Genomic DNA, 18,097 nt, shown 5'->3' with positions numbered 1-18,097 from the left:
GGCGCGGGTGTCGTCTACACGGACTTGGCGATCATGGCCGGTGTCTCCGCGACCTGCGAGGAGTGCGACGGGAAGCGCTTCGACGCGGCCGTACTGGAGTACCGCCTCGGCGGGCGCGACATCGACGTTCCGGAGGTTGTGCGTCGAGGCGCCGCGGATCTCCAGCGCGCCACTGGGCTTGCGCACCGTCTCCTTCACCGCGACCCGGTCGTCGAAGTGCCGCCCGGTGACGGTGCCGCCGGCCCGCAGCTCCTCGACGGTGCCCTCGAAGCAGACGCTGCCGCCGCCCGAACCGGCGCCGGGGCCGAGGTCGACGACATGGTCGGCGATCGCGATCAGCTCCGGCTTGTGCTCCACGACCAGTACCGTGTTGCCCTTGTCCCGCAGCCGCAGCAGCAGGTCGTTCATCCGCTGGATGTCATGGGGGTGCAGGCCCGTGGTCGGCTCGTCGAAGACGTACGTGGTGTCGGTCAGGGACGAGCCGAGGTGCCGGATCATCTTGACGCGCTGCGCCTCACCGCCCGACAAGGTGCCGGACGGCCGGTCGAGCGAGAGATAGCCGAGGCCGATCTCCACGAACGAGTCGAGGTTCTGCCGCAACGCGGTGAGCAGCGGCGCCACCGACGGCTCGGCGAGTCCGCGTACCCATTCGGCCAGGTCCCTGATCTCCATCGCGCAGGCGTCGGCGATGCTGATGCCCTCGATCTTCGAGGACCGGGCGCCCTCGTTGAGCCGGGTGCCCGCGCAATCAGGGCAGGTGGTGAAGGTGACCGCCCGTTCCACGAACGCCCGGACGTGCGGCTGCAGCGAGTCGACGTCCTTGGCGAGCATCGACTTCTGGATCTTCGGGATCAGCCCCTCGTACGTCAGGTTGATGCCGTCGACCTTGATCTTGGTCGGTTCCTTGTACAGCAGGTCGTGCAGCTGCTTCTTCGTGAACCGGCGGATCGGCTTGTCCGGGTCGAAGAAGCCGCAGCCGGTGAAGATGCGGCCGTACCAGCCGTCCATGCTGTAGCCGGGGATCGTGAGCGCGCCCTCGTTCAGCGACTTGCTGTCGTCGTACAGCGCGGTCAGGTCGATGTCGGTGACGGAGCCCCGGCCCTCGCAGCGCGGGCACATCCCGCCGGTGATGCGGAAGCTGCGCCGCTCCTTCACGGTCCGCGCGCCGCGCTCCACGGTGACCGCGCCGGCGCCGCTGATCGAGGCGACGTTGAAGGCGAACGCCTTGGGCGAGCCGATGTACGGCTTGCCGAGGCGGCTGAAGAGGATGCGCAGCATCGCGTTGGCGTCGGTGGCGGTGCCGACCGTGGAGCGCGGGTCGGTGCCCAGCCGTTGCTGGTCGACGGTGATCACGGTCGTCAGCCCGTCGAGCACATCGACCTCGGGCCGCGCGAGCGTCGGCATGAATCCCTGCAGGAAGGCGCTGTACGTCTCGTTGATCAGCCGCTGCGATTCCGCGGCGATCGTGTCGAACACCAGCGAGCTCTTGCCCGAGCCGGAGACGCCGGTGAAGACCGTCAGCCGGCGCTTCGGGATCTCGATGCTGACGTCCTTGAGATTGTTCTCGCGCGCGCCGTGCACACGGATCAGATCGTGGCTGTCGGCGATGTGCGGCGCGGGCGACTGCGCGCCGGTTCTCTTGGCCATGCTCCTCATGTCCCCTTCTGCCAGGCCCGGCTCTTACTTGGCGCTACTTGCTGCTACTTGCTGCGGGGCTGGTTGAAGCGGAGCATGTTGCCCGCGGGGTCGCGGAAGGCGCAGTCGCGGACCCCGTACGGCTGGTCCATCGGCTCCTGGAGCACCTCGGCGCCCGATGCCTGGATGCGCTCGAAGGTGGCGTCGACGTCGTCGGTCGAGAAGATCACGCCGCGCAGCATGCCCTTGGCCAGCAGTTCCGCCATGGCCTGCTTGTCGGCGGGCGAGGCGTTCGGGTCGGCGGCGGGCGGTTCCAGCACGATCTCGACGCCGGGCTGCGACGGCGAGCCGACCGTCACCCAGCGCATCCCCTCGAACCCGACGTCATTGCGGACTTCGAGCCCGAGCACGTCCCGGTAGAAGGCGAGCGCCTTGTCGTGGTCGTCGACGGCGATGAAGCACTGCGAAAGATTGATGTCCATGGAGCTCACGCTACGGGCGGAGCGCGCGACCGGCTTCTCCATTCCTGACCGGTTCTCCGTCACCGGGGGCATCACCGGCGTCACCGGCGCCACCGGCGGATTCCCTGCCCTCGACCGGTTCCGCGCTCCCGGCCGCTTTCCCGTTCCCGGCCGGTTCCGCGCTCCCGGCCGGGTCCGCGCGCCCGGGCCGTTCGGCGTTCCTGACCGGTTCCGCGCGCCCCGCCCGTTCCGCGTTTCTGACCGGGCGCGTGAAGATCTTGGCGACGCAGGCCGGGATGGCGGCGCCCTGCTCGTGCGGCCGGGCCCGGTAGGCACTCGGGCTCTCGCCCACAAGCTCGGTGAACCGCGAGCTGAACGACCCCAGCGACGTACACCCCACCGCAAAGCAGACCTCCGTCACCGACAGGTCGCCGCGCCGCAGCAGGGCCTTGGCGCGCTCGATCCTGCGGGTCATCAGATAGCTGTACGGCGTCTCCCCGAAGGCCGCGCGGAAGCTGCGGGAGAAGTGGCCGGGCGACATGTGCGCCGCCCGCGCCAGCGCGGGAACGTCGAGCGGCTCCGCGTACGCGCGGTCCATCAGGTCACGGGCCCGGCGGAGCTGAACCAGATCCGAGAGCGTCACGCGCCCAGCATCCCACGGTCCACCGGGCATCCGCCGTGGCTGCTGCCACGATCATTGCCGGTCAGGCGGCCGGAGCAGAGGCGGAGGGGCCGGAAGGGCCGGAGGACCCGGTGCGGAAGTGTTCCTCGATCTGTTCGAGGGAGCGGTTACGGGTTTCGGGGATCTTCCTGGCGGCCGCCGCGGCGGCGAGGACATTGAGCGCGGCGAAGACGAGGAACGTGGTGGTGCCGCCGACGCCGGCCAGCAGGATCGGGAAGGTAAAGGTGACCAGCGCGTTGACGAGCCAGAGCAGCAGCACCGCCGCGCCCATGCCGAGTCCGCGGATCTTGATGGGGAAGATCTCGGACAGCATGACCCAGGTGACGGGCGAGACGGCCGCCTGCTGGAAGACGAGGAAGGCCAGCATGCGGGCCAGGATCAGGTAGCTGCGCAGGGTCGACGCGCCGGTGCCGGGCTCGGCGTGGAAGGAGAACGCCACGCCGATGGCGATGAGCGAGGCGACGATGCCGAGCTGCCCGGTGATCAGCAGCGGGCGGCGTCCGACCCGGCCGATGAGATAGAGGCTGAAGGCGGAGGCGAGGACGGCGACGACGCCGTTGGCGATGGTCGCGGTGAGCGCGGCCTGCGAGCCGAGTCCCGTCTGCTGCAGGATGGTCGGCGCGAAGTACATGATCGTGTTGATGCCGGTGATCTGCTGGATGACGGCGAGCCCGAGCCCGATGAGGAACACCCGGCGTACCCACGGCACGGCCAGCTCGGCCCAGCCCCCGCCGGTACGGGCCGTCCGCTTCTCCTCCATGACCGGTTACCTGGAGGGGAACCTCACCGACCCCGACGGCATCGACGCCCTGCTCACCACGGCCCGCAAGTCCCTGGACGTGGTCGCCGAGCTGGACTGCCCGCGGCTGAACCTCCACGGCACTGGCCTGGACGCCAAGGGACTGCCGGTCCACCCGGCCGAGACAGTCACATCCACCATGTGGCTGACGGCCACCGACACCCTCCGCCGCGTCGCGGCCTTCGGCGAGGAAGCGGGCCGCGTCTTCACCCTGGAGAACCTCAACCTCGCCGTCGACCACCCGGGCACCCCTTTCGCCCGCGCCGCCGACACCCTCGCCCTAGTACGCGCCGTCAACAGCCCATACCTGCGCATGAATCTGGACCTGTACCACGCCCAGATCGGCGAGGGAAACCTCATCGAACTGACCCGCCAGGCGCTCCCCTACACCGGCGAGATCCAGGTCGCGGACGTCCCCGGCCGCTGCGAACCCGGCACCGGCGAAATCCACTACCCGGCCATCGCCCGCGCCCTCCACCAGGCCGGCTACACGGGCGTCGTGGCCCTGGAAGGCTGGGCCCAACAGGACCCCGACGCAGCCCTCGACGCCTTCCAGGCAGCCTTCACCTGCACGTAAGAACTGATTTCAGCTCAAGCGGGCCCGCAGGAGACAGAATTCATTCCCCTCGGGGTCGGCCAGAACGTGCCACTGCTCCTCGCCACTCTGGCCGACCTCGGCCGGGCGCGCCCCGAGCTTCAGGAGGCGTTCGAGCTCGGCGTCCTGATCACGGTCGGTGGCGTTGACGTCGAAGTGCATCCGCAGCTTGCCCGTCTTGGGCTCGTCGGCGGGGACGAAGACCAGAGTCGGCTGCAGTCCCCCGAACCCTTCCCGCGGCCCGATCTCCACCGCGCCGTCGTCCTCGTCATCGAGCACGACGAAGTCCAGCACCTCGCACCAGAACGCCGCCAGCCGTTGCACATCCCGGCAAGGGATGATCAGTTCGGAAATCCGACAAGCCATGATCGGCACCCTACGACCATCAACCACCGACATCCAGCCTTTTAACGGCCCGGGCTCGCGAGCCGAACGGACGTCGAGGCCAATGTCGTGGGTGGCGCACCACAGTCCCGGCGGCGCCGGTCAATGAGCCATCCCGGGAAGGCGGAGCGTCCGCGCGAAGTCGTCCAGAGGCTCGATTGCCGCGGCGATCACTTCCGGATCGTCGTGGTGCCCGCGGAGGCAGACGTCGGGGACGCCAGGCGGGGTGTGCCAGTGGTACGTCACCGAGGTCATCATGATGGTGCTGTCCGCGGGATAGGAGCGGGTGACCCGGACCCCGTCCGAGCCCAGGTGCGGAGAGCCGAAAGCAACGCTGCCGGTTCGCTGTTGCCACTCGGGAATGTCCGGGTGCGGCACCGTGGGCGCGGCAATTCCCTCACAGAAGGCCGCGTCAGGGGCCTCGCACTGGAAGCGGGTGGCGTGCATCACCAGCGGCATGTGCGTGAGCGGGACGGGGCGGTAGATGAACGCCTCGTCAGCCTGGAGCTTGTCCCGGAGCGTCACCAGCGTCCGCTCGTAGAACTCCTTGTGGAACTTGCGCAGCTTGCGGGTGAGTTCGATGTTGTGGATGGCGGCCAGTTCGATCAGGAAAACGTCCAGCCACTTCTTGAAGGTCTTCTTGTCGACCTGGAGGTAGAAGTATTCCCAGAGTCCTGGGTTGGCATCCGTGTCGATGTGAAGTGGGCCGAGGTCGGTGCTCCACAGAGTGCCGTCGGGCATGAAGGTCTCTTTCGTCGGGCTCGCGGGGGGAAAGCCTTCAGGCATAGCTCCAGCGGAACGTGCCCATCACAGCGTCGAACAGCTCTACGAGGGCGTCGGTGAAGGCCGGATCCGAGTCGGGCGCGATCAGAGCACTGAAGGAGAAGGAGAGGTATTTGTCGGGGGTACTGTCCGGGACCGGCACGAAGTACTCGACCCGGCGGTGCGCGACCTCGACGCCCTGAGAGGCACTGGCGGGTACCTCTCGTTCCGAGCGCAGGCACGCGGTCTGGTCGAGCTCCTGTGTCTCGGCTCCGGGGGTCACGGAGGCAAGCGCGAGCAGGACCGATTCCGGGCCGCTGCCGGGCCTGACACTCGGAATCTCGATTGGTTCGGAGGCGACGATCGAGACAGGCAGAGCGATGCCGTTGAGGCGTTCGGTGGGGAGGTAGAGGGTGAGTCCTCCTTTGGAACGGGCCCGGCGGACGACCTTCTTCAGCTCCTTGGCAAGCTTCATCCGGGCCTGCGGAATGTCGTCCTTGGGAAAGCCGACGGGCAGCTGTGCGACGGCCTTGCGGATGATGTGGTCCATCGCCTCGTCGGTGCCCTGGCGCAGCGGAATGGTGTCCCAGCCGGGCGGCGGGACCAGGTTGAAGCCGCTCGGGGCCCGGCGCTGCTCAGCGATTGTCACGGTGCTCCTTGATCGCTTCCACGAAATAGGTAATACCCACGAAGAGCGCCCACGCCGGGGCGGCGATCATGCCCGGCCAGAAACCGAAGAACAGCGAGGGCAGGTAGAAGCCGATGCCCATGACGAGATCCCGGGTGAGGTAGGGCGGACGGTCGTCGTACCGGGGGTACTTCGCGAAGATCCAGACGTAGTGCAGGAGGCAACCGATGATCACGGCTTCATAGACGTGAATAACGTCGTTCATCAGAGGCTTCGGCACTAGGAAGCTGATCCCGAACACCGGCAGGAACAGGGGCATTCCGATGATCAGGGTCAGCCGGAGCCGACGGTTGGGGCCGGTGCCGAGTCCCGTGCGGGCCGCTTCCGCCTCGGCGATGCGTTGAGCAGAGTTCAGGTCCATAGTTATCCCTCAGGGAGAGCGGGCGAGGCATCGGGGCCCCGCCCAGGGAATCCGCTTCGTTACCAGTGGGTGTCGGCGGCGGGCTTCAGTGTGTTGTCTTTCCAGTCGGAGTAGCCCTCGTTGTACGGCTTCTCGCCGCCCCCCCAGTGTTCGTGGGTCCAGCTTGTCAGGTCGCTCTTGCCCAGCGACTTGTCCATGACGTCCATCCCCATGCCGCCCCATGCAACGCCGAGGCCCGCCTGGTAGGACGTGTACGCCTTGTCCGCGGCGGCTCCTGCGGCCTCCGGGAAGACGGACTTGTTGGCCTGCAGCAACTTCGCCATGCCGGCCATCTCCTTGTCGCCGAGGTGCCCCAGCGTCGCCAGCTTGCTGACCGGCAGCGGTTCCTTGGCCACCAGGCCAGCGTTCTGGGAGATGGACTTGCGTATGCCATTACGGGCCGCACCGATAATCTGCCGCCCCGGCCCCTCTGCCGTCTTGGCCATCAAGCGCCCCAAGTCGTCCATGGTGCCCTTGACGCCGGCGAGCCCCCTGCTCAGGTTGGCGGTCCGGGCAGCCTGAGCAGCATTCACGGTGCTCTTGACGCCGCTGGCGAGCTTCGCGGCGGTCCGGAGGCCACCCACCACGAGCAGCGCGCCCACGACGTCGAAGATGACATCCGTCCAGGTGGCGTCGCCGGATGCCACCAGAAGGAGTCTGAATCCGATCGTGAGCACTGCGATGCCCAAGATGACCCAGCCCAGGACGGGAATGGCCAGTGCCAGGAAGCCCAATGCCGTCGCCACCCAGCCGAACACATCAATCCATGCCTTGATGCCGTCCGCGTTGTCATGGGCCCAGCCTTTGACGTCGTCCCACCACGAGTCCTCGATGACGTCTTCGATCTCATCGTTGATCTTGCCGGCGTGGTGCCTGGCCCGGTCGTCGCGGTCCCCGGTGATCTCGTTCAGCTGATTTCTGTACGTCTGCACCGGGTCGTGATCGGTGCCGCTCGCCGACGGGTTCGGCCTTTTCTCCTCGCCCGACTCGGCTTCGTGGGCCTTCTCCCGTTCGGCCTCTGCCTGCTTCTCCTTGGCCTGGCGCAGGACCCGGTCGGCGTGGGTCTGAAAGTCCTCCAGTTCGTTCGCCCACGTGGTGAGGTGGCCGTGGACCCGCTCGTATCGGGAAGCCACCTCCCGCATGTGCTTCTCCAAAGTGGTGGAGTCCTCGCGCAGACGCTGGACGTACTTCCCCTTGAGCGTGTCCTCGTCCGAGATGGCCTTGAGGTTTCGCGCCTGATTACGCAGCTTTTCGGCGACCGAGACCATGTGCCGGACCTCTGCCCGGATCTCCTCCGGGTCGCCGGGAACGGGGTCGGTCTCGCACAGCGGCTGCCAGTCGACGGGCCGACGCTTGGATGCCGCAGTACTCACTGGCCCTTCTTCCCCTTGTCTCGCTTAGCGAGGTCCCGGTCCAAGTCCTCGAATGACTTCTTCGTGTTCGCGACGAGCTTGCCGGTCGATTCCAGGCCCTCGATCAGCCTGGTGCGGTAGTCGTCCCAGTTGTCGACGAAATTACCCATGGCGTCCGCGATGTCGCCGGAGCCCCAATGTTCGTCCATATCGTCACGACGGTTTTCAATGTCCTTGAACGTCGAGCGCAACTTGCCGAGTTGACGTTCGCAATTGCTCAAGAACTCAAAGTCGACCGTGAGGTCGCTACCGGACACGCTCTCCCCTCCCGTGGCCTGTCTACTGCTGGATTGGCAGGCCGCAGAGCATCTTCAGTTCATGCCCTGAACCTCCTGGAAGGTGACGTCCAGGGCACTTTCGGGCAATACGTGAGTCATGTCGCCGCCGGAGGGGTGCAGGCGGGCCGCCCGCACCATCCGTCCCGGCGCACGCGAGACCCCGGGGGATCGTAACTGAAAACGCCGATCCGATCATCAGCGATAGCCCGTTGTTCGAGCCTGAGAAACACCTATACGAGTAAGAAATTCCAATGCGACGTGATTCGCAGACTTAGCCGGCAGATCGCCTGGTTGCTCGTTCCGGTCTCGGTGGCGCCGGGGCGGGACCTTGGCCCTGGGGCCGGGGTGGCCCCGCCGCTGTACGGCAACTAGGCGAACAGCGGAAAGCGGCGGAGAGCGCAGACCCGTGCGCAGTACGGGACTTGGCGCAGGCAGCGGTGCCGGGCGGTAGCCCGATGCGCGGATTCTCGTGGCGTCGAGCTCAGCAACACCGTTCCGACCTGCAGTTCTTGGTGAGCACGGGGCGGCATCGTGAGTCCGAGAGCCTGGAAGAGGCACGCCTGCTAGTGGTCCTGGGCTTCGCGGCCGCGGTCGGCGTGCTCTCCTCCCGGCGGCGGGCACTGCCCGATCGGCTCGACCTGCGCCCGGCCCTGCCGACAGCCGAGCAGTCACACACGGACTCAGCCATGGCGTGGAACACTTTTGCTAGCGGGTGCTTGCAATAGTTAGCGATGGCGTGCAGGATCGAGGTATGGCATCACTCAACGTCGGCAATCTCGGGGAGTTCCTGCGGGAGCAGCGGCGCAATGCGCAGCTCAGCCTCCGGCAGCTCGCCGATGCCGCCGGGGTGTCCAACCCGTACCTCAGCCAGATCGAGCGCGGTCTGCGCAAGCCGAGCGCGGAGATCCTGCAGCAGCTGGCGAAGGCCCTGCGGATCTCGGCCGAGACCCTGTATGTACAGGCGGGGATACTCGACGAGCGGCGGGACCCGGACGGGCTGGAAGTGCACAGCGCGATCCTGACCGATCCCGCCCTGAACGAGAAGCAGAAGCAGGTGCTGCTGCAGATCTACGAGTCGTTCCGCAAGGAGAACGGCTACAGCTCGGACATCGCACGCGCCGAGGGTCTGGACCTCGACCGGACCGCGCCGGAAGGCGAGCACGGCAGCGGCGACGAGCACGGCAGTACGCGCAAAGGCAGTACGCGCAAGGGCAGTACGGGCAAGGGCAAAAAGGGCACCCAAGAGGCCGACGGCGACCCGCACGCCACCTGAGCAACCGATTCCAGGAGGAAGAACCGCCATGGCCATCACCGACGACCTCCGCAAGACGCTGACCGACCCCACCCCGCTGTACGCCCTGGCCGGCACGGCCGACCTCGCCGGCGAGAAGCTCAAGGAGGTCCCGGCGCTGGTGGACCGCCTCCGCGCCGAGGCGCCCAAGCGCTTCGAGGAGGCCCGCACCACCGACGCCAAGGCCGTGCAGGACCGCGTCTCCAAGCAGGCGAAGGAGGCCCAGGACAAGCTGTACGAGCTGCTGGGCTCCCTGGACACCGACCTCAAGAAGATCCGCGAGCAGGCCCAGGACCTCGCGCTGCAGGGCGTGGGCCGCGCGGCTGAGTACGCCGTCAAGGTCCGCGAGGGCTACGACGAGCTCGCCGAGCGCGGCCGCGGCGCCGTGCAGACCTGGCGCGGCGAGGTCGCGGAAGAGGTCGAGGAGCTGGCGGTCGCGATCGAGCCGGAGACCGAGCAGGAGCCGAAGTCCGGCGCGGCCAAGTCCGAGCCGGCCAAGGCCGAGGAGAGCAAGGCCGGGGAGACCAAGCCGGCCGCCGCCAAGGACGGGGCGGCCGAGGCCAAGTCCGAGCAGGCGAAGAAGCCGGCGCCGGCCGCCCGCAAGACGACGGCCAAGAAGACCACGCCGCCGGCGAAGTAAGACCCTGGGGTAAAGCCGCGGGGCAGGAGAGCGGGCCGGGCACGTACGACGTGCCCGGCCCGTTCTACCGGTACGGTGACAAAGACAGTCCGACGGTCAACGGGTGGTGGAACGGCATGCTGATCCAGGGATTCAACAATCTGCTGTGGCTGATTTCGCTCGCCATGCTGGTGTTCAGCGCGTTCGCGTTCGTCGACTCCGCCATCCGCCGCGAGGACGCCTATCGCGCCGCGGACAAGAAGACCAAGCCGTTCTGGCTGATCATTCTGGGCCTGGCGACGCTGGTCAACGTGCTCTTCGGGATCATGTCGTTCCTGCCGATCATCGGTCTGATTGCGACGATCGTGTACATGGTCGACGTCCGGCCCGCGCTCAAGCGGGTCTCCGGCGGCGGCCGCGGCCCGCGCCGCGGCGGCTCCAGCTCCGACGGCCCGTACGGCCCGTGGAACGGCGGCCGCTGACCGCCCCGGCAGGTCCCCGGTCCTTCAGACCGCTGCCCCCTCCCAGGGGCCTGCCGGCGGTACCGGCCCCCTCAGCCCTACGCGCCCCCGCGGTCCAGTAGCAGGACCGCGAGGTCGTCGGTGAGTTCGCCGCCGTTGAGGTCGCGTACCTCGGTGACGGTGGCGTCGAGGAGTGCCTCGCCGCGCAGGCCCTCGGCCATCCGGGCGGCCACGAGATCGACCATCCCGTCCTGGCCCAGGCGCTGATTGCCGTCCCCGACCCGGCCCTCGATCATGCCGTCGGTGTACATGAGCAGGCTCCAGGAGCCGCCCAGCTCGATCTGGTGGCGCGGCCAGCGGGCGCGCGGCAGCAGGCCGAGCGCGGGGCCGCCGCTCTCGTACGGGAGCAGCCGCGGCGCGCTGCCGGCCCGGGCCAGCAGCGGTGCCGGGTGGCCCGCCAGGCAGACCCCGGCGCTCCGCCCGTCCGGCGCGATGTCGACCGTGCACAGCGTCGCGAAGATCTCGTCGTTGTCGCGCTCGTTCTCCAGCACCCGCTGGAGGGTGGAGAGCAGTTCGTCACCGCACAGGCCGGCGAAGGTCAACGCGCGCCAGGCGATACGGAGTTCCACGCCGAGGGCCGCCTCGTCGGGGCCGTGCCCGCAGACGTCGCCGATCATCGCGTGGACCGTGCCGTCGGGCGTGCGGACCGTGTCGTAGAAGTCGCCGCCGAGCAGCGCACGGCTGCGCCCCGGGCGGTACCGGGCGGCGAACCGCAGGTCGGAGCCTTCGAGGAGCGGCGTGGGCAGCAGCCCGCGCTCCAGCCGGGCGTTCTCCTGGGCGCGCAGCCGGGACTCGGTGAGCTGGCGCTGCGCGAGGTCGGCGCGCTTGCGTTCCACGGCGTAGCGCACGACGCGGCTGAGCACGGCGCCGTCCAGCTGCTCACGGGAGAGGTAGTCCTGCGCTCCGACGCGTACGGCTTCGGCGCCGCGCTCCGCGTCCGCCTCGGCGGTCAGCGCGAGCACGGCGTGGCGCGGGGCGAGCCGCAGGACCGCGCGCAGCGGCTCCAGCTCGTCCGGTGCCTCGGTCCCGTCGGCCTCGGGGCGGCTCTCCCGGTCCCCGGCCTCCCGCGTGTCCCGGCCGGGCATGGCCGCCAGGTCGAGCAGGACGCAGTGCACGTCGTCGGTGAGCAGTCGCTGGGCCTCGGTGAGGTTGCGGGCGGTGCGGACCCTGACCTTGTGGCCCTGGCCGTCGGACATCTCCGGTACGGAGCTGGTGGGGTCCTCGCCGATCACCAGGAGGGTCAGCCCGTGGCTGCCGGTGCCCGGCAGGGCCGGAACGGACGGGTACGCCTGATCCGGGAGCGCGTCCGCGCCGTCCTGCGGGCGCGCGGGCGCCCCCGGCGCGGCGTCCACCGGAGCGGCGTCCACCGGAGCGGGTTCCTCCTGCGCCGGGCGCGCGGACTCGGGCGCGCCGTTCGCCGGGCCTGCAGCCGGTGGCAGCACGGCCGTGCGCTGTCGCGGTCCGGGTACGGGCATGTCCTCTGGTTCCTTCCCTCCCCCCGAGGGTGCGGCGGCGGTGACCGACCGGCGCACCACCGTGCCCGGTTCCGCGCCGCCCCTTGGTCCTAGGAACGGTGCGCCACCGGGCACTGGAAGGCGACCTTAGCGCCAGTACGGGCCCGTACGGAATGGCGGACGGCACGCAGGGCCGGCCATAAACCGGGGTACGACGGCGATTTGGCCGTCCTGGGGAGAAATGCGGAATGACGAACATCACCCCGGGCACACGCTCGGCAACCGGACGGTGACGGTGTTTTCCCCGTCCCGATGCCGGAATGAGAGCACGGACACAGCACGCACACAGCGCAATACGGTACGTCGGGTCAGCGCTTCGCGTCCGGCCGTACGACACCCAGGATCCGCATCGATCCGGCCCCGGCGAGGGTCACTTGGCGGCCGGGCCGCGGGGCGTGCACGATCGCGCCGTCGCCCAGGTACATCCCCACATGGCTGGCGTCCTCGTGGTAAATGATCAAATCGCCGGGGCGCATGTCCTCGATGTCGATGTGCGGCAGTTGCCGCCATTGTTCCTGTGACGTGCGCGGAATGGGATGGCCCGCCGATTCCCAGGCGCGCATCGTGAGTCCGGAACAGTCGAAGGTGTCCGGACCTTCCGCTCCCCACACGTAATCCTTGCCGATCTGCTCCGTCGCGTAGGAAATCGCCTTCTTGCCCGCCGCGGACGCGGTACCGCCGATGTCGGCCAGAATTCCGGAATCCAGCCATTTCGCCTGCGCCTGCCGGGCCCGGTCCTCTTCCAGCTTCTTCAGCCGGGCCTTTTCCTCGGCCTTCAGACGCGACTCGATCCGCTCCGCGGCGTCGATCTTCTGCTCGATGTCCTTCTTCGCCGCGGCCTTCTTCTCGCGCTCTTTCTCCAGCTTCTCCCAGCGCTCGGTGGCGTCCTCGGCGTAGTGCTGCAGATCGCTCTCGGCGCGCGCCAGTTGCCCCAGTACGCCGCGGACCGCGTGCTGTCCCTTGCGGGCGAGCGTGGCGTGATCGAGAAATCCCTCCGGGTCCTTGTCGAGCATCAGTTTCGCCTCGGCGGGCAGGCCGCCGCCGCGGTACTGCGCGCTGGCCAGCGAGCCGGCCCGGCGCTTCAATTCCTTGCGTTTGTGCTGCGTACTGACGATATTCTTCGCCAGCTTCACGATGTCCTTCTGCTGGCGCTCGACCTGCTCTTTTGCGGCGTTGTACGCGTCGGTGGCCCGCTCGGCGCGGTGGTACAGGCCGTCGATCTTTTTGCGCACCTCCTCCAGGTCCCGCGTGCTCGCGGGGGCCGGGTCGGCGTACGCCGCCGGCGCCGGGCCCGCCAGGGCACCCGTCGCGCCCAGCACCACGGCCGCGCAGACCACCGCCGCGCCCCGCCTCACGTTCACGTGCCGCCGTTCCACCGGGCTCCTCACGGGCCACCTCCGGTCACTCGCCGTACGCGTCGTCCGGGCGCGGACGCCCCCGCCCCGCAGCGGACCTCAGCCGCGGATGCTGCCATACCGGCCGGTAATACAGAAGGGCAACGCATCACTTCTTCCGGGAGATCACCGTCCGGTCCGGGGCGCACCGGGCGATTCCGGCCGCACCCATCCGACGGCCGAGGTTCACCCCGCGTTCACTCTCTTCCTTCGGCGGCTTCACCTGATCTGCCTAATTTCGGCCTTACCGAGTGCGCGTCATGCCCGGAAGGCGGCGCGGCACCGCATAGCTGGATACCTCAACTGATTCATTTCACGGCCCAGCACGCCACTGACCACGGCGGGCCCCAGGAAGGAACTCTCGACAGTGAAGCTTCAGCGCAAGACCCGGGTTCGCGCCCTCGCCGTTGGCGCTCTCGCCGTCTCCGGAGCCCTGGCCCTCACGGCGTGCGGCTCGGACGACACCACGGGCGGCCCCAGCGCCTCGTCCGCCAAGGCTGCGAACATCAAGTGTGACGGCAAGGGCAAGCTGCTCGCCTCGGGCTCCTCGGCACAGAAGAACGCCATGGACGTCTGGGTGCAGAACTACTCCGGCGCCTGCAAGGACACCGAGATCAACTACCAGCCCACGGGCTCCGGTGCCGGTATCACCACCTTCCTGCAGGGCCAGACCGCCTTCGCGGGCTCCGACTCGGCGCTCGAGCCGGAGGAGGTCGAGAAGTCGAAGCAGCTCTGCAAGACCGGCCAGGGCATCAACCTGCCGATGGTCGGCGGCCCGGTCGCCATCGGCTACAACGTCCCGGGTGTCGAGGACCTCGTCCTGGACGCCGAGACCCTCGCCAAGATCTTCGACTCGAAGATCACCAAGTGGAACGACCCGGCGATCAAGAAGCTCAACCCCAGCGCCAAGCTGCCCGACCTGAAGATCCAGGCGTTCCACCGCTCGGACGAGTCCGGCACCACCAAGAACCTCACCGAGTACTTCAAGGCCGCCGCGCCGAAGTCCTGGAAGTACGAGCCCGACAAGGCGTGGGCGGGCAAGGGCGGCCAGGCCGCCTCCGGCTCCTCAGGCGTGTCCTCGCAGGTCAAGCAGACCGCCGGCGCGATCTCCTACTTCGAGCTCTCCTACGCCGAGTCCAGCCAGGTGAACACTGTCAAGCTGGACACAGGCGCCAAGGAGCCGGTCGAGGCCAACGTCGACAACGCTTCCAAGGCCATCGCCGAGGCCAAGCGGGTCGGCAAGGGCAACGACCACGCCATGGAGCTGGCATACGACACCAAGGCCGAGGGTGCTTACCCGATCACCCTGGTGACCTACGAGATCGCCTGCGACAAGGGCAACAAGAAGGAGACCCTGCCGGCGACCAAGTCCTTCCTGACCTACATGGCCAGCGAGGACGGCCAGGCCGCACTGAAGGACCTGGGCTACGCCCCGCTGCCCACCGAGATTGCCGAGCAGGTCCGCAAGACCGTCTCGTCGCTCTCCTGACCCACCGGGCGGCGGCCGGCGCGCCATGCGCAGGCCGCCGCCCGTCCGGTGCACCGCCGCCTGGAGCCCACCGGCTCCGCAGACCGGAGAAACCATGGATACCTCAGCGATACCCCAGAACCCCCCGCCCACAGCGCCCGCCGCACCCTCCGAGGTCAGCGGCAAGGCCGTACGCCCCGGTGACCGGATCTTCCTCGGTCTCTCGCGCGGCTCCGGCATCGCGCTCCTGGTGATCATGGCCGCCATCGCGGCCTTCCTCACCTACCGCTCCGTCCTGGCGATCCAGGGCGACAAGGCGAACTTCTTCACCACCTTCGAGTGGGACCCGAGCGGCGCCGAGCCCAAGTTCGGCATCGCCGTCCTCGCCTTCGGCACCGTCGTCAGCTCGGTCATCGCGATGATCATCGCGGTCCCCGTCGCGGTCGGCATCGCCCTCTTCATCTCGCACTACGCGCCGCGCAAGCTGGCCACGCCGCTGGGCTACGTCATCGACCTGCTCGCCGCGGTCCCCAGCATCATCTACGGCCTGTGGGGCGCGCTCTTCCTCGTGCCGCACCTGACCGGCCTGTACAGCTGGCTGGACAGCTACCTCGGCTGGACCGGGATCTTCAGCTACTCCCAGGGCGCCGCGCGCTCGCTGTTCACCGTCGGCATCCTGCTGGCGATCATGATCCTGCCGATCGTCACCAGCGTCAGCCGCGAGGTCTTCCTCCAGGTGCCCAAGATGCACGAGGAGGCCGCGCTGGCCCTCGGCGCCACGCGCTGGGAGGTCATCCGCATGTCGGTGCTGCCCTTCGGCCGCTCCGGCATCATCAGCGCCTCGATGCTGGGCCTGGGCCGCGCGCTCGGCGAGACCATGGCCGTCGCCACGGTCCTCTCCCCCAGCTTCCTCATCGGGCTCAGCCTGCTGAACCCGGGCGGCGGCACGTTCGCCCAGAACATCGCCAGTAAGTTCAGCGAGGCGGACACCTTCGGCCAGGACGCGCTGATCGCCTCCGGCCTCGTCCTCTTCGTCATCACCCTGCTCGTCAACGGCGCGGCCCGCCTGATCATCGCCCGCCGCAAGGAGTACTCGGGGGCCAACGCATGAGTAACGTCGCAACGGAAAAGCGGCCGGTCGCGGACAGCGCGCCGCTGCCCCCCGTCTCCCTGAAGCAGGCCCGGCTGCCGCGCTGGTCCCCGCCGGTCTTCGCGCTGGGCGCGCTCGCCGCGGGCGCCGGTATCGGCATCGCCGCCGGCCTGGACAGCAAGATCCAGTGGGGCCTGATCGCCGCACTGCTCTTCGTCATCGGCACGTTCACGATCGCCACCAAGGTCGAGGGCGTCCGGCAGGCCAAGGACCGGCTGGCCACCAGCCTGGTCTGGATCGCCTTCCTGCTCGCCGTCCTCCCGCTGGCCTCGCTCATCTGGGAGACCGTCGCCCGCGGCCAGAAGGTCCTGGACGGGTACTTCCTCACCCACTCCATGGGCACCCTGCCCGACGCCATGGTCGGCGGCGGTATCAACCACGCGATCACCGGCACCCTGCAGCAGGTGGGCCTCGCCACCCTGATCGCCGCGCCGATCGGCCTGCTGACCGCGATCTACCTCGTCGAGTACGGGCGCGGCAAGCTCGCCAAGGCCGTCACCTTCTTCGTCGACGTCATGACGGGTATCCCCTCGATCGTCGCCGGCCTCTTCGTCCTCTCCGTGTGGATCCTGATCCTCGGCTTCGGCCCCTCCGGCTTCGCCGGCGCCATGGCGCTGGCCATCCTGATGATGCCGGTCGTGGTGCGCTCCACGGAGGAGATGCTCAAGCTGGTACCGAACGAGCTGCGCGAGGCGTCCCTCGCCCTCGGCGTACCGAAGTGGCGCACCATCCTCAAGGTCGTCCTCCCCACCTCCATCGGCGGCATCACGACCGGCGTCATGCTGGCGATCGCCCGCATCACCGGCGAGACCGCGCCGGTACTGCTCCTGGTGTGGGGCGCCAAGACGATCAACAACAACCCCTTCGAAGGCGCCCAGCAGTCCCTGCCGCTGTACGTGTACCAGCAGTGGCAGCAGGGCTCCGAGGCGAGCTACGACCGCGCCTGGGCAGCGGCCCTCGTCCTCATCGCCTTCGTCATGATCCTCAACCTGGTGGCCCGCGGCATCGCCCGCTGGAAGGCCCCCAAGACCGGCCGCTGACCGCAGCGAGCACGAAAGAAGCAGTGATTCCCATGGCCAAGCGAATCGACGTCAGCGGCCTCTCCGCCTTCTACGGCAGCCACAAGGCCATCGACGACATCTCCATGACCGTCGAGCCCCGCTCGGTGACGGCCTTCATCGGCCCCTCCGGCTGCGGCAAGTCCACCTTCCTGCGCACCCTGAACCGCATGCACGAGGTCACCCCCGGTGGCCGCGTCGAGGGCAAGGTGCTGCTGGATGACGAGAACCTCTACGCCTCGGGCGTCGACCCGGTCGCCGTCCGCCGCACCGTCGGCATGGTCTTCCAGCGCCCCAACCCCTTCCCCACCATGTCGATCTTCGACAACGTGGCGGCGGGCCTGCGGCTGAACGGTGACGTGAAGAAGAAGTCCGAGCTGAACGACGTCGTCGAGAAGTCCCTCAAGGGCGCCAACCTCTGGAACGAGGTCAAGGACCGGCTGAACAAGCCCGGCTCCGGCCTCTCCGGCGGTCAGCAGCAGCGTCTGTGCATCGCCCGCGCGATCGCGGTCGAGCCGCAGGTCCTGCTGATGGACGAGCCCTGCTCCGCGCTGGACCCGATCTCCACCCTCGCCATCGAGGACCTGATCGGGGACCTCAAGGAGCGCTTCACGATCGTCATCGTCACGCACAACATGCAGCAGGCCGCGCGTGTCTCGGACCGTACGGCGTTCTTCAACCTGGCCGCCGTCGGCGAGCCCGGCAAGCTCGTCGAGATCGACGAGACCGAGCGCATCTTCTCCAACCCGTCGGTCCAGGCCACGGAGGACTACATCTCCGGCCGCTTCGGCTGAGTCGCGCCCGCGCGACGGTCGGCCGAACCGACGCCACCGAGCGTCCTGCGGTGCTGCATGGCGGTGCCACCACAGGACGAAGGGCCCGCCCCCAGGGATGGGGGCGGGCCCATTTGCTTGGCTTCGCGGCGCTGCTTTGCTTGGCTTCGCGCCACCGCTTTGCTTGGCTTCGCAGCGCTGCGCGGCGAAAAT

The 18,097-nt window shown here is 68.5% G+C and carries 20 protein-coding genes; 8 read left to right on the top strand and 12 right to left on the bottom strand.

Annotated elements, in window-relative coordinates:
• The 4 genes from CCS38_RS03565 to CCS38_RS03550 all read right to left on the bottom strand — a co-directional run.
• Nucleotides 1–1,647: excinuclease ABC subunit UvrA (locus CCS38_RS03565; RefSeq protein ID WP_504740342.1), on the bottom strand; the 1,647-nt coding region annotated here is incomplete at its 3' end.
• A 53-nt stretch (nucleotides 1,648–1,700) separates the two neighbouring features.
• A complete protein-coding gene (locus CCS38_RS03560; protein WP_223731705.1) occupies nucleotides 1,701–2,117 on the bottom strand; it encodes a VOC family protein in 417 nt (138 codons plus the stop codon).
• 10 nt (nucleotides 2,118–2,127) lie between these two features.
• Nucleotides 2,128–2,739: a helix-turn-helix transcriptional regulator gene (locus CCS38_RS35635; protein ID WP_223731704.1), complete on the bottom strand. Its 612-nt coding sequence runs from the start codon at nucleotides 2,737–2,739 to the stop codon at nucleotides 2,128–2,130.
• A 61-nt stretch (nucleotides 2,740–2,800) separates the two neighbouring features.
• Nucleotides 2,801–3,538: an MFS transporter gene (locus CCS38_RS03550; RefSeq protein WP_223731703.1), complete on the bottom strand. Its 738-nt coding sequence runs from the start codon at nucleotides 3,536–3,538 to the stop codon at nucleotides 2,801–2,803.
• Here CCS38_RS03550 and CCS38_RS03545 point away from each other — a divergent pair.
• Complete coding sequence (locus CCS38_RS03545; RefSeq protein WP_263301640.1) at nucleotides 3,537–4,154, top strand: TIM barrel protein; 618 nt, start codon at nucleotides 3,537–3,539, stop codon at nucleotides 4,152–4,154. The two genes, CCS38_RS03550 and CCS38_RS03545, sit on opposite strands and share 2 nt — an antisense overlap.
• A 9-nt stretch (nucleotides 4,155–4,163) precedes the next feature.
• Here CCS38_RS03545 and CCS38_RS03540 read toward each other — a convergent pair whose 3' ends face one another.
• The 6 genes from CCS38_RS03540 to CCS38_RS03515 all read right to left on the bottom strand — a co-directional run bounded on the left by CCS38_RS03540 (nucleotide 4,164) and on the right by CCS38_RS03515 (nucleotide 8,075).
• Nucleotides 4,164–4,538, bottom strand: a complete 375-nt coding sequence (locus tag CCS38_RS03540) for a VOC family protein (RefSeq protein WP_223731701.1) — start codon at nucleotides 4,536–4,538, stop codon at nucleotides 4,164–4,166.
• Between the two features lie 120 nt (nucleotides 4,539–4,658).
• On the bottom strand, nucleotides 4,659–5,297 hold the full coding sequence (locus tag CCS38_RS03535) for a hypothetical protein (protein WP_223731700.1): 639 nt from the start codon (nucleotides 5,295–5,297) through the stop codon (nucleotides 4,659–4,661).
• Nucleotides 5,298–5,334: 37 nt separating this feature from the next.
• Nucleotides 5,335–5,967, bottom strand: coding sequence for a hypothetical protein (locus CCS38_RS03530; protein WP_223731699.1), 633 nt, complete (start codon nucleotides 5,965–5,967; stop codon nucleotides 5,335–5,337).
• On the bottom strand, nucleotides 5,954–6,367 hold the full coding sequence (locus CCS38_RS03525) for a hypothetical protein (RefSeq protein WP_223731698.1): 414 nt from the start codon (nucleotides 6,365–6,367) through the stop codon (nucleotides 5,954–5,956). Before CCS38_RS03525 ends, CCS38_RS03530 begins: the two co-directional genes overlap by 14 nt.
• 59 nt (nucleotides 6,368–6,426) lie before the next feature.
• A complete protein-coding gene (locus tag CCS38_RS03520) occupies nucleotides 6,427–7,779 on the bottom strand; it encodes an AAA family ATPase (protein WP_223731697.1) in 1,353 nt (450 codons plus the stop codon).
• Nucleotides 7,776–8,075: a WXG100 family type VII secretion target gene (locus CCS38_RS03515; RefSeq protein WP_223731696.1), complete on the bottom strand. Its 300-nt coding sequence runs from the start codon at nucleotides 8,073–8,075 to the stop codon at nucleotides 7,776–7,778. Before CCS38_RS03515 ends, CCS38_RS03520 begins: the two co-directional genes overlap by 4 nt.
• Nucleotides 8,076–8,847: 772 nt before the next feature.
• On the opposite strand from CCS38_RS03515, the gene CCS38_RS03510 reads away from it, so the two are divergent.
• The 3 genes from CCS38_RS03510 to CCS38_RS03500 all read left to right on the top strand — a co-directional run bounded on the left by CCS38_RS03510 (nucleotide 8,848) and on the right by CCS38_RS03500 (nucleotide 10,488).
• Nucleotides 8,848–9,369 (top strand): helix-turn-helix domain-containing protein, encoded by a 522-nt coding sequence (locus CCS38_RS03510; RefSeq protein WP_223731695.1) that lies wholly within the window; start codon nucleotides 8,848–8,850, stop codon nucleotides 9,367–9,369.
• A 28-nt stretch (nucleotides 9,370–9,397) separates the two neighbouring features.
• Complete coding sequence (locus tag CCS38_RS03505; protein ID WP_223731694.1) at nucleotides 9,398–10,027, top strand: hypothetical protein; 630 nt, start codon at nucleotides 9,398–9,400, stop codon at nucleotides 10,025–10,027.
• A gap of 116 nt (nucleotides 10,028–10,143) precedes the next feature.
• Complete coding sequence (locus CCS38_RS03500) at nucleotides 10,144–10,488, top strand: DUF2516 family protein (RefSeq protein WP_223731693.1); 345 nt, start codon at nucleotides 10,144–10,146, stop codon at nucleotides 10,486–10,488.
• Nucleotides 10,489–10,565: 77 nt separating this feature from the next.
• On the opposite strand, the gene CCS38_RS03495 is transcribed toward CCS38_RS03500, so the two are convergent.
• The gene (locus tag CCS38_RS03495; RefSeq protein ID WP_223731692.1) at nucleotides 10,566–12,002 is read right to left on the bottom strand and encodes a PP2C family protein-serine/threonine phosphatase; all 1,437 of its coding nucleotides are present in this window, start codon (nucleotides 12,000–12,002) and stop codon (nucleotides 10,566–10,568) included.
• A gap of 347 nt (nucleotides 12,003–12,349) precedes the next feature.
• On the bottom strand, nucleotides 12,350–13,402 hold the full coding sequence (locus CCS38_RS03490) for a C40 family peptidase (RefSeq protein WP_223731691.1): 1,053 nt from the start codon (nucleotides 13,400–13,402) through the stop codon (nucleotides 12,350–12,352).
• Between the two features lie 400 nt (nucleotides 13,403–13,802).
• On the opposite strand from CCS38_RS03490, the gene pstS reads away from it, so the two are divergent.
• The 4 genes from pstS (at nucleotide 13,803) to pstB (ending at nucleotide 17,905) form a co-directional block, all read left to right on the top strand.
• Nucleotides 13,803–14,924 (top strand): phosphate ABC transporter substrate-binding protein PstS, encoded by a 1,122-nt coding sequence (gene pstS / locus CCS38_RS03485; RefSeq protein WP_223731690.1) that lies wholly within the window; start codon nucleotides 13,803–13,805, stop codon nucleotides 14,922–14,924.
• A gap of 94 nt (nucleotides 14,925–15,018) precedes the next feature.
• On the top strand, nucleotides 15,019–16,014 hold the full coding sequence (gene pstC / locus CCS38_RS03480) for a phosphate ABC transporter permease subunit PstC (protein ID WP_223731689.1): 996 nt from the start codon (nucleotides 15,019–15,021) through the stop codon (nucleotides 16,012–16,014).
• Nucleotides 16,011–17,093 carry a phosphate ABC transporter permease PstA gene (pstA, locus tag CCS38_RS03475; protein ID WP_223731688.1) on the top strand — a complete coding sequence of 361 codons (1,083 nt, stop codon included), beginning with the start codon at nucleotides 16,011–16,013 and terminating at the stop codon, nucleotides 17,091–17,093. Before pstC ends, pstA begins: the two co-directional genes overlap by 4 nt.
• 32 nt (nucleotides 17,094–17,125) lie before the next feature.
• Nucleotides 17,126–17,905, top strand: a complete 780-nt coding sequence (gene pstB / locus CCS38_RS03470) for a phosphate ABC transporter ATP-binding protein PstB (protein WP_223731687.1) — start codon at nucleotides 17,126–17,128, stop codon at nucleotides 17,903–17,905.
• The last annotated feature ends 192 nt before the right edge of the window (nucleotides 17,906–18,097 follow it).

Origin of the sequence: Streptomyces purpurogeneiscleroticus (assembly GCF_020024005.1) — a bacterium.
Taxonomy (GTDB): Bacteria; Actinomycetota; Actinomycetes; order Streptomycetales; family Streptomycetaceae; genus Streptomyces; species Streptomyces purpurogeneiscleroticus.
Note: the sequence above shows the minus strand (reverse complement) of the source record. Positions and strands in the feature narration are given on the sequence as shown.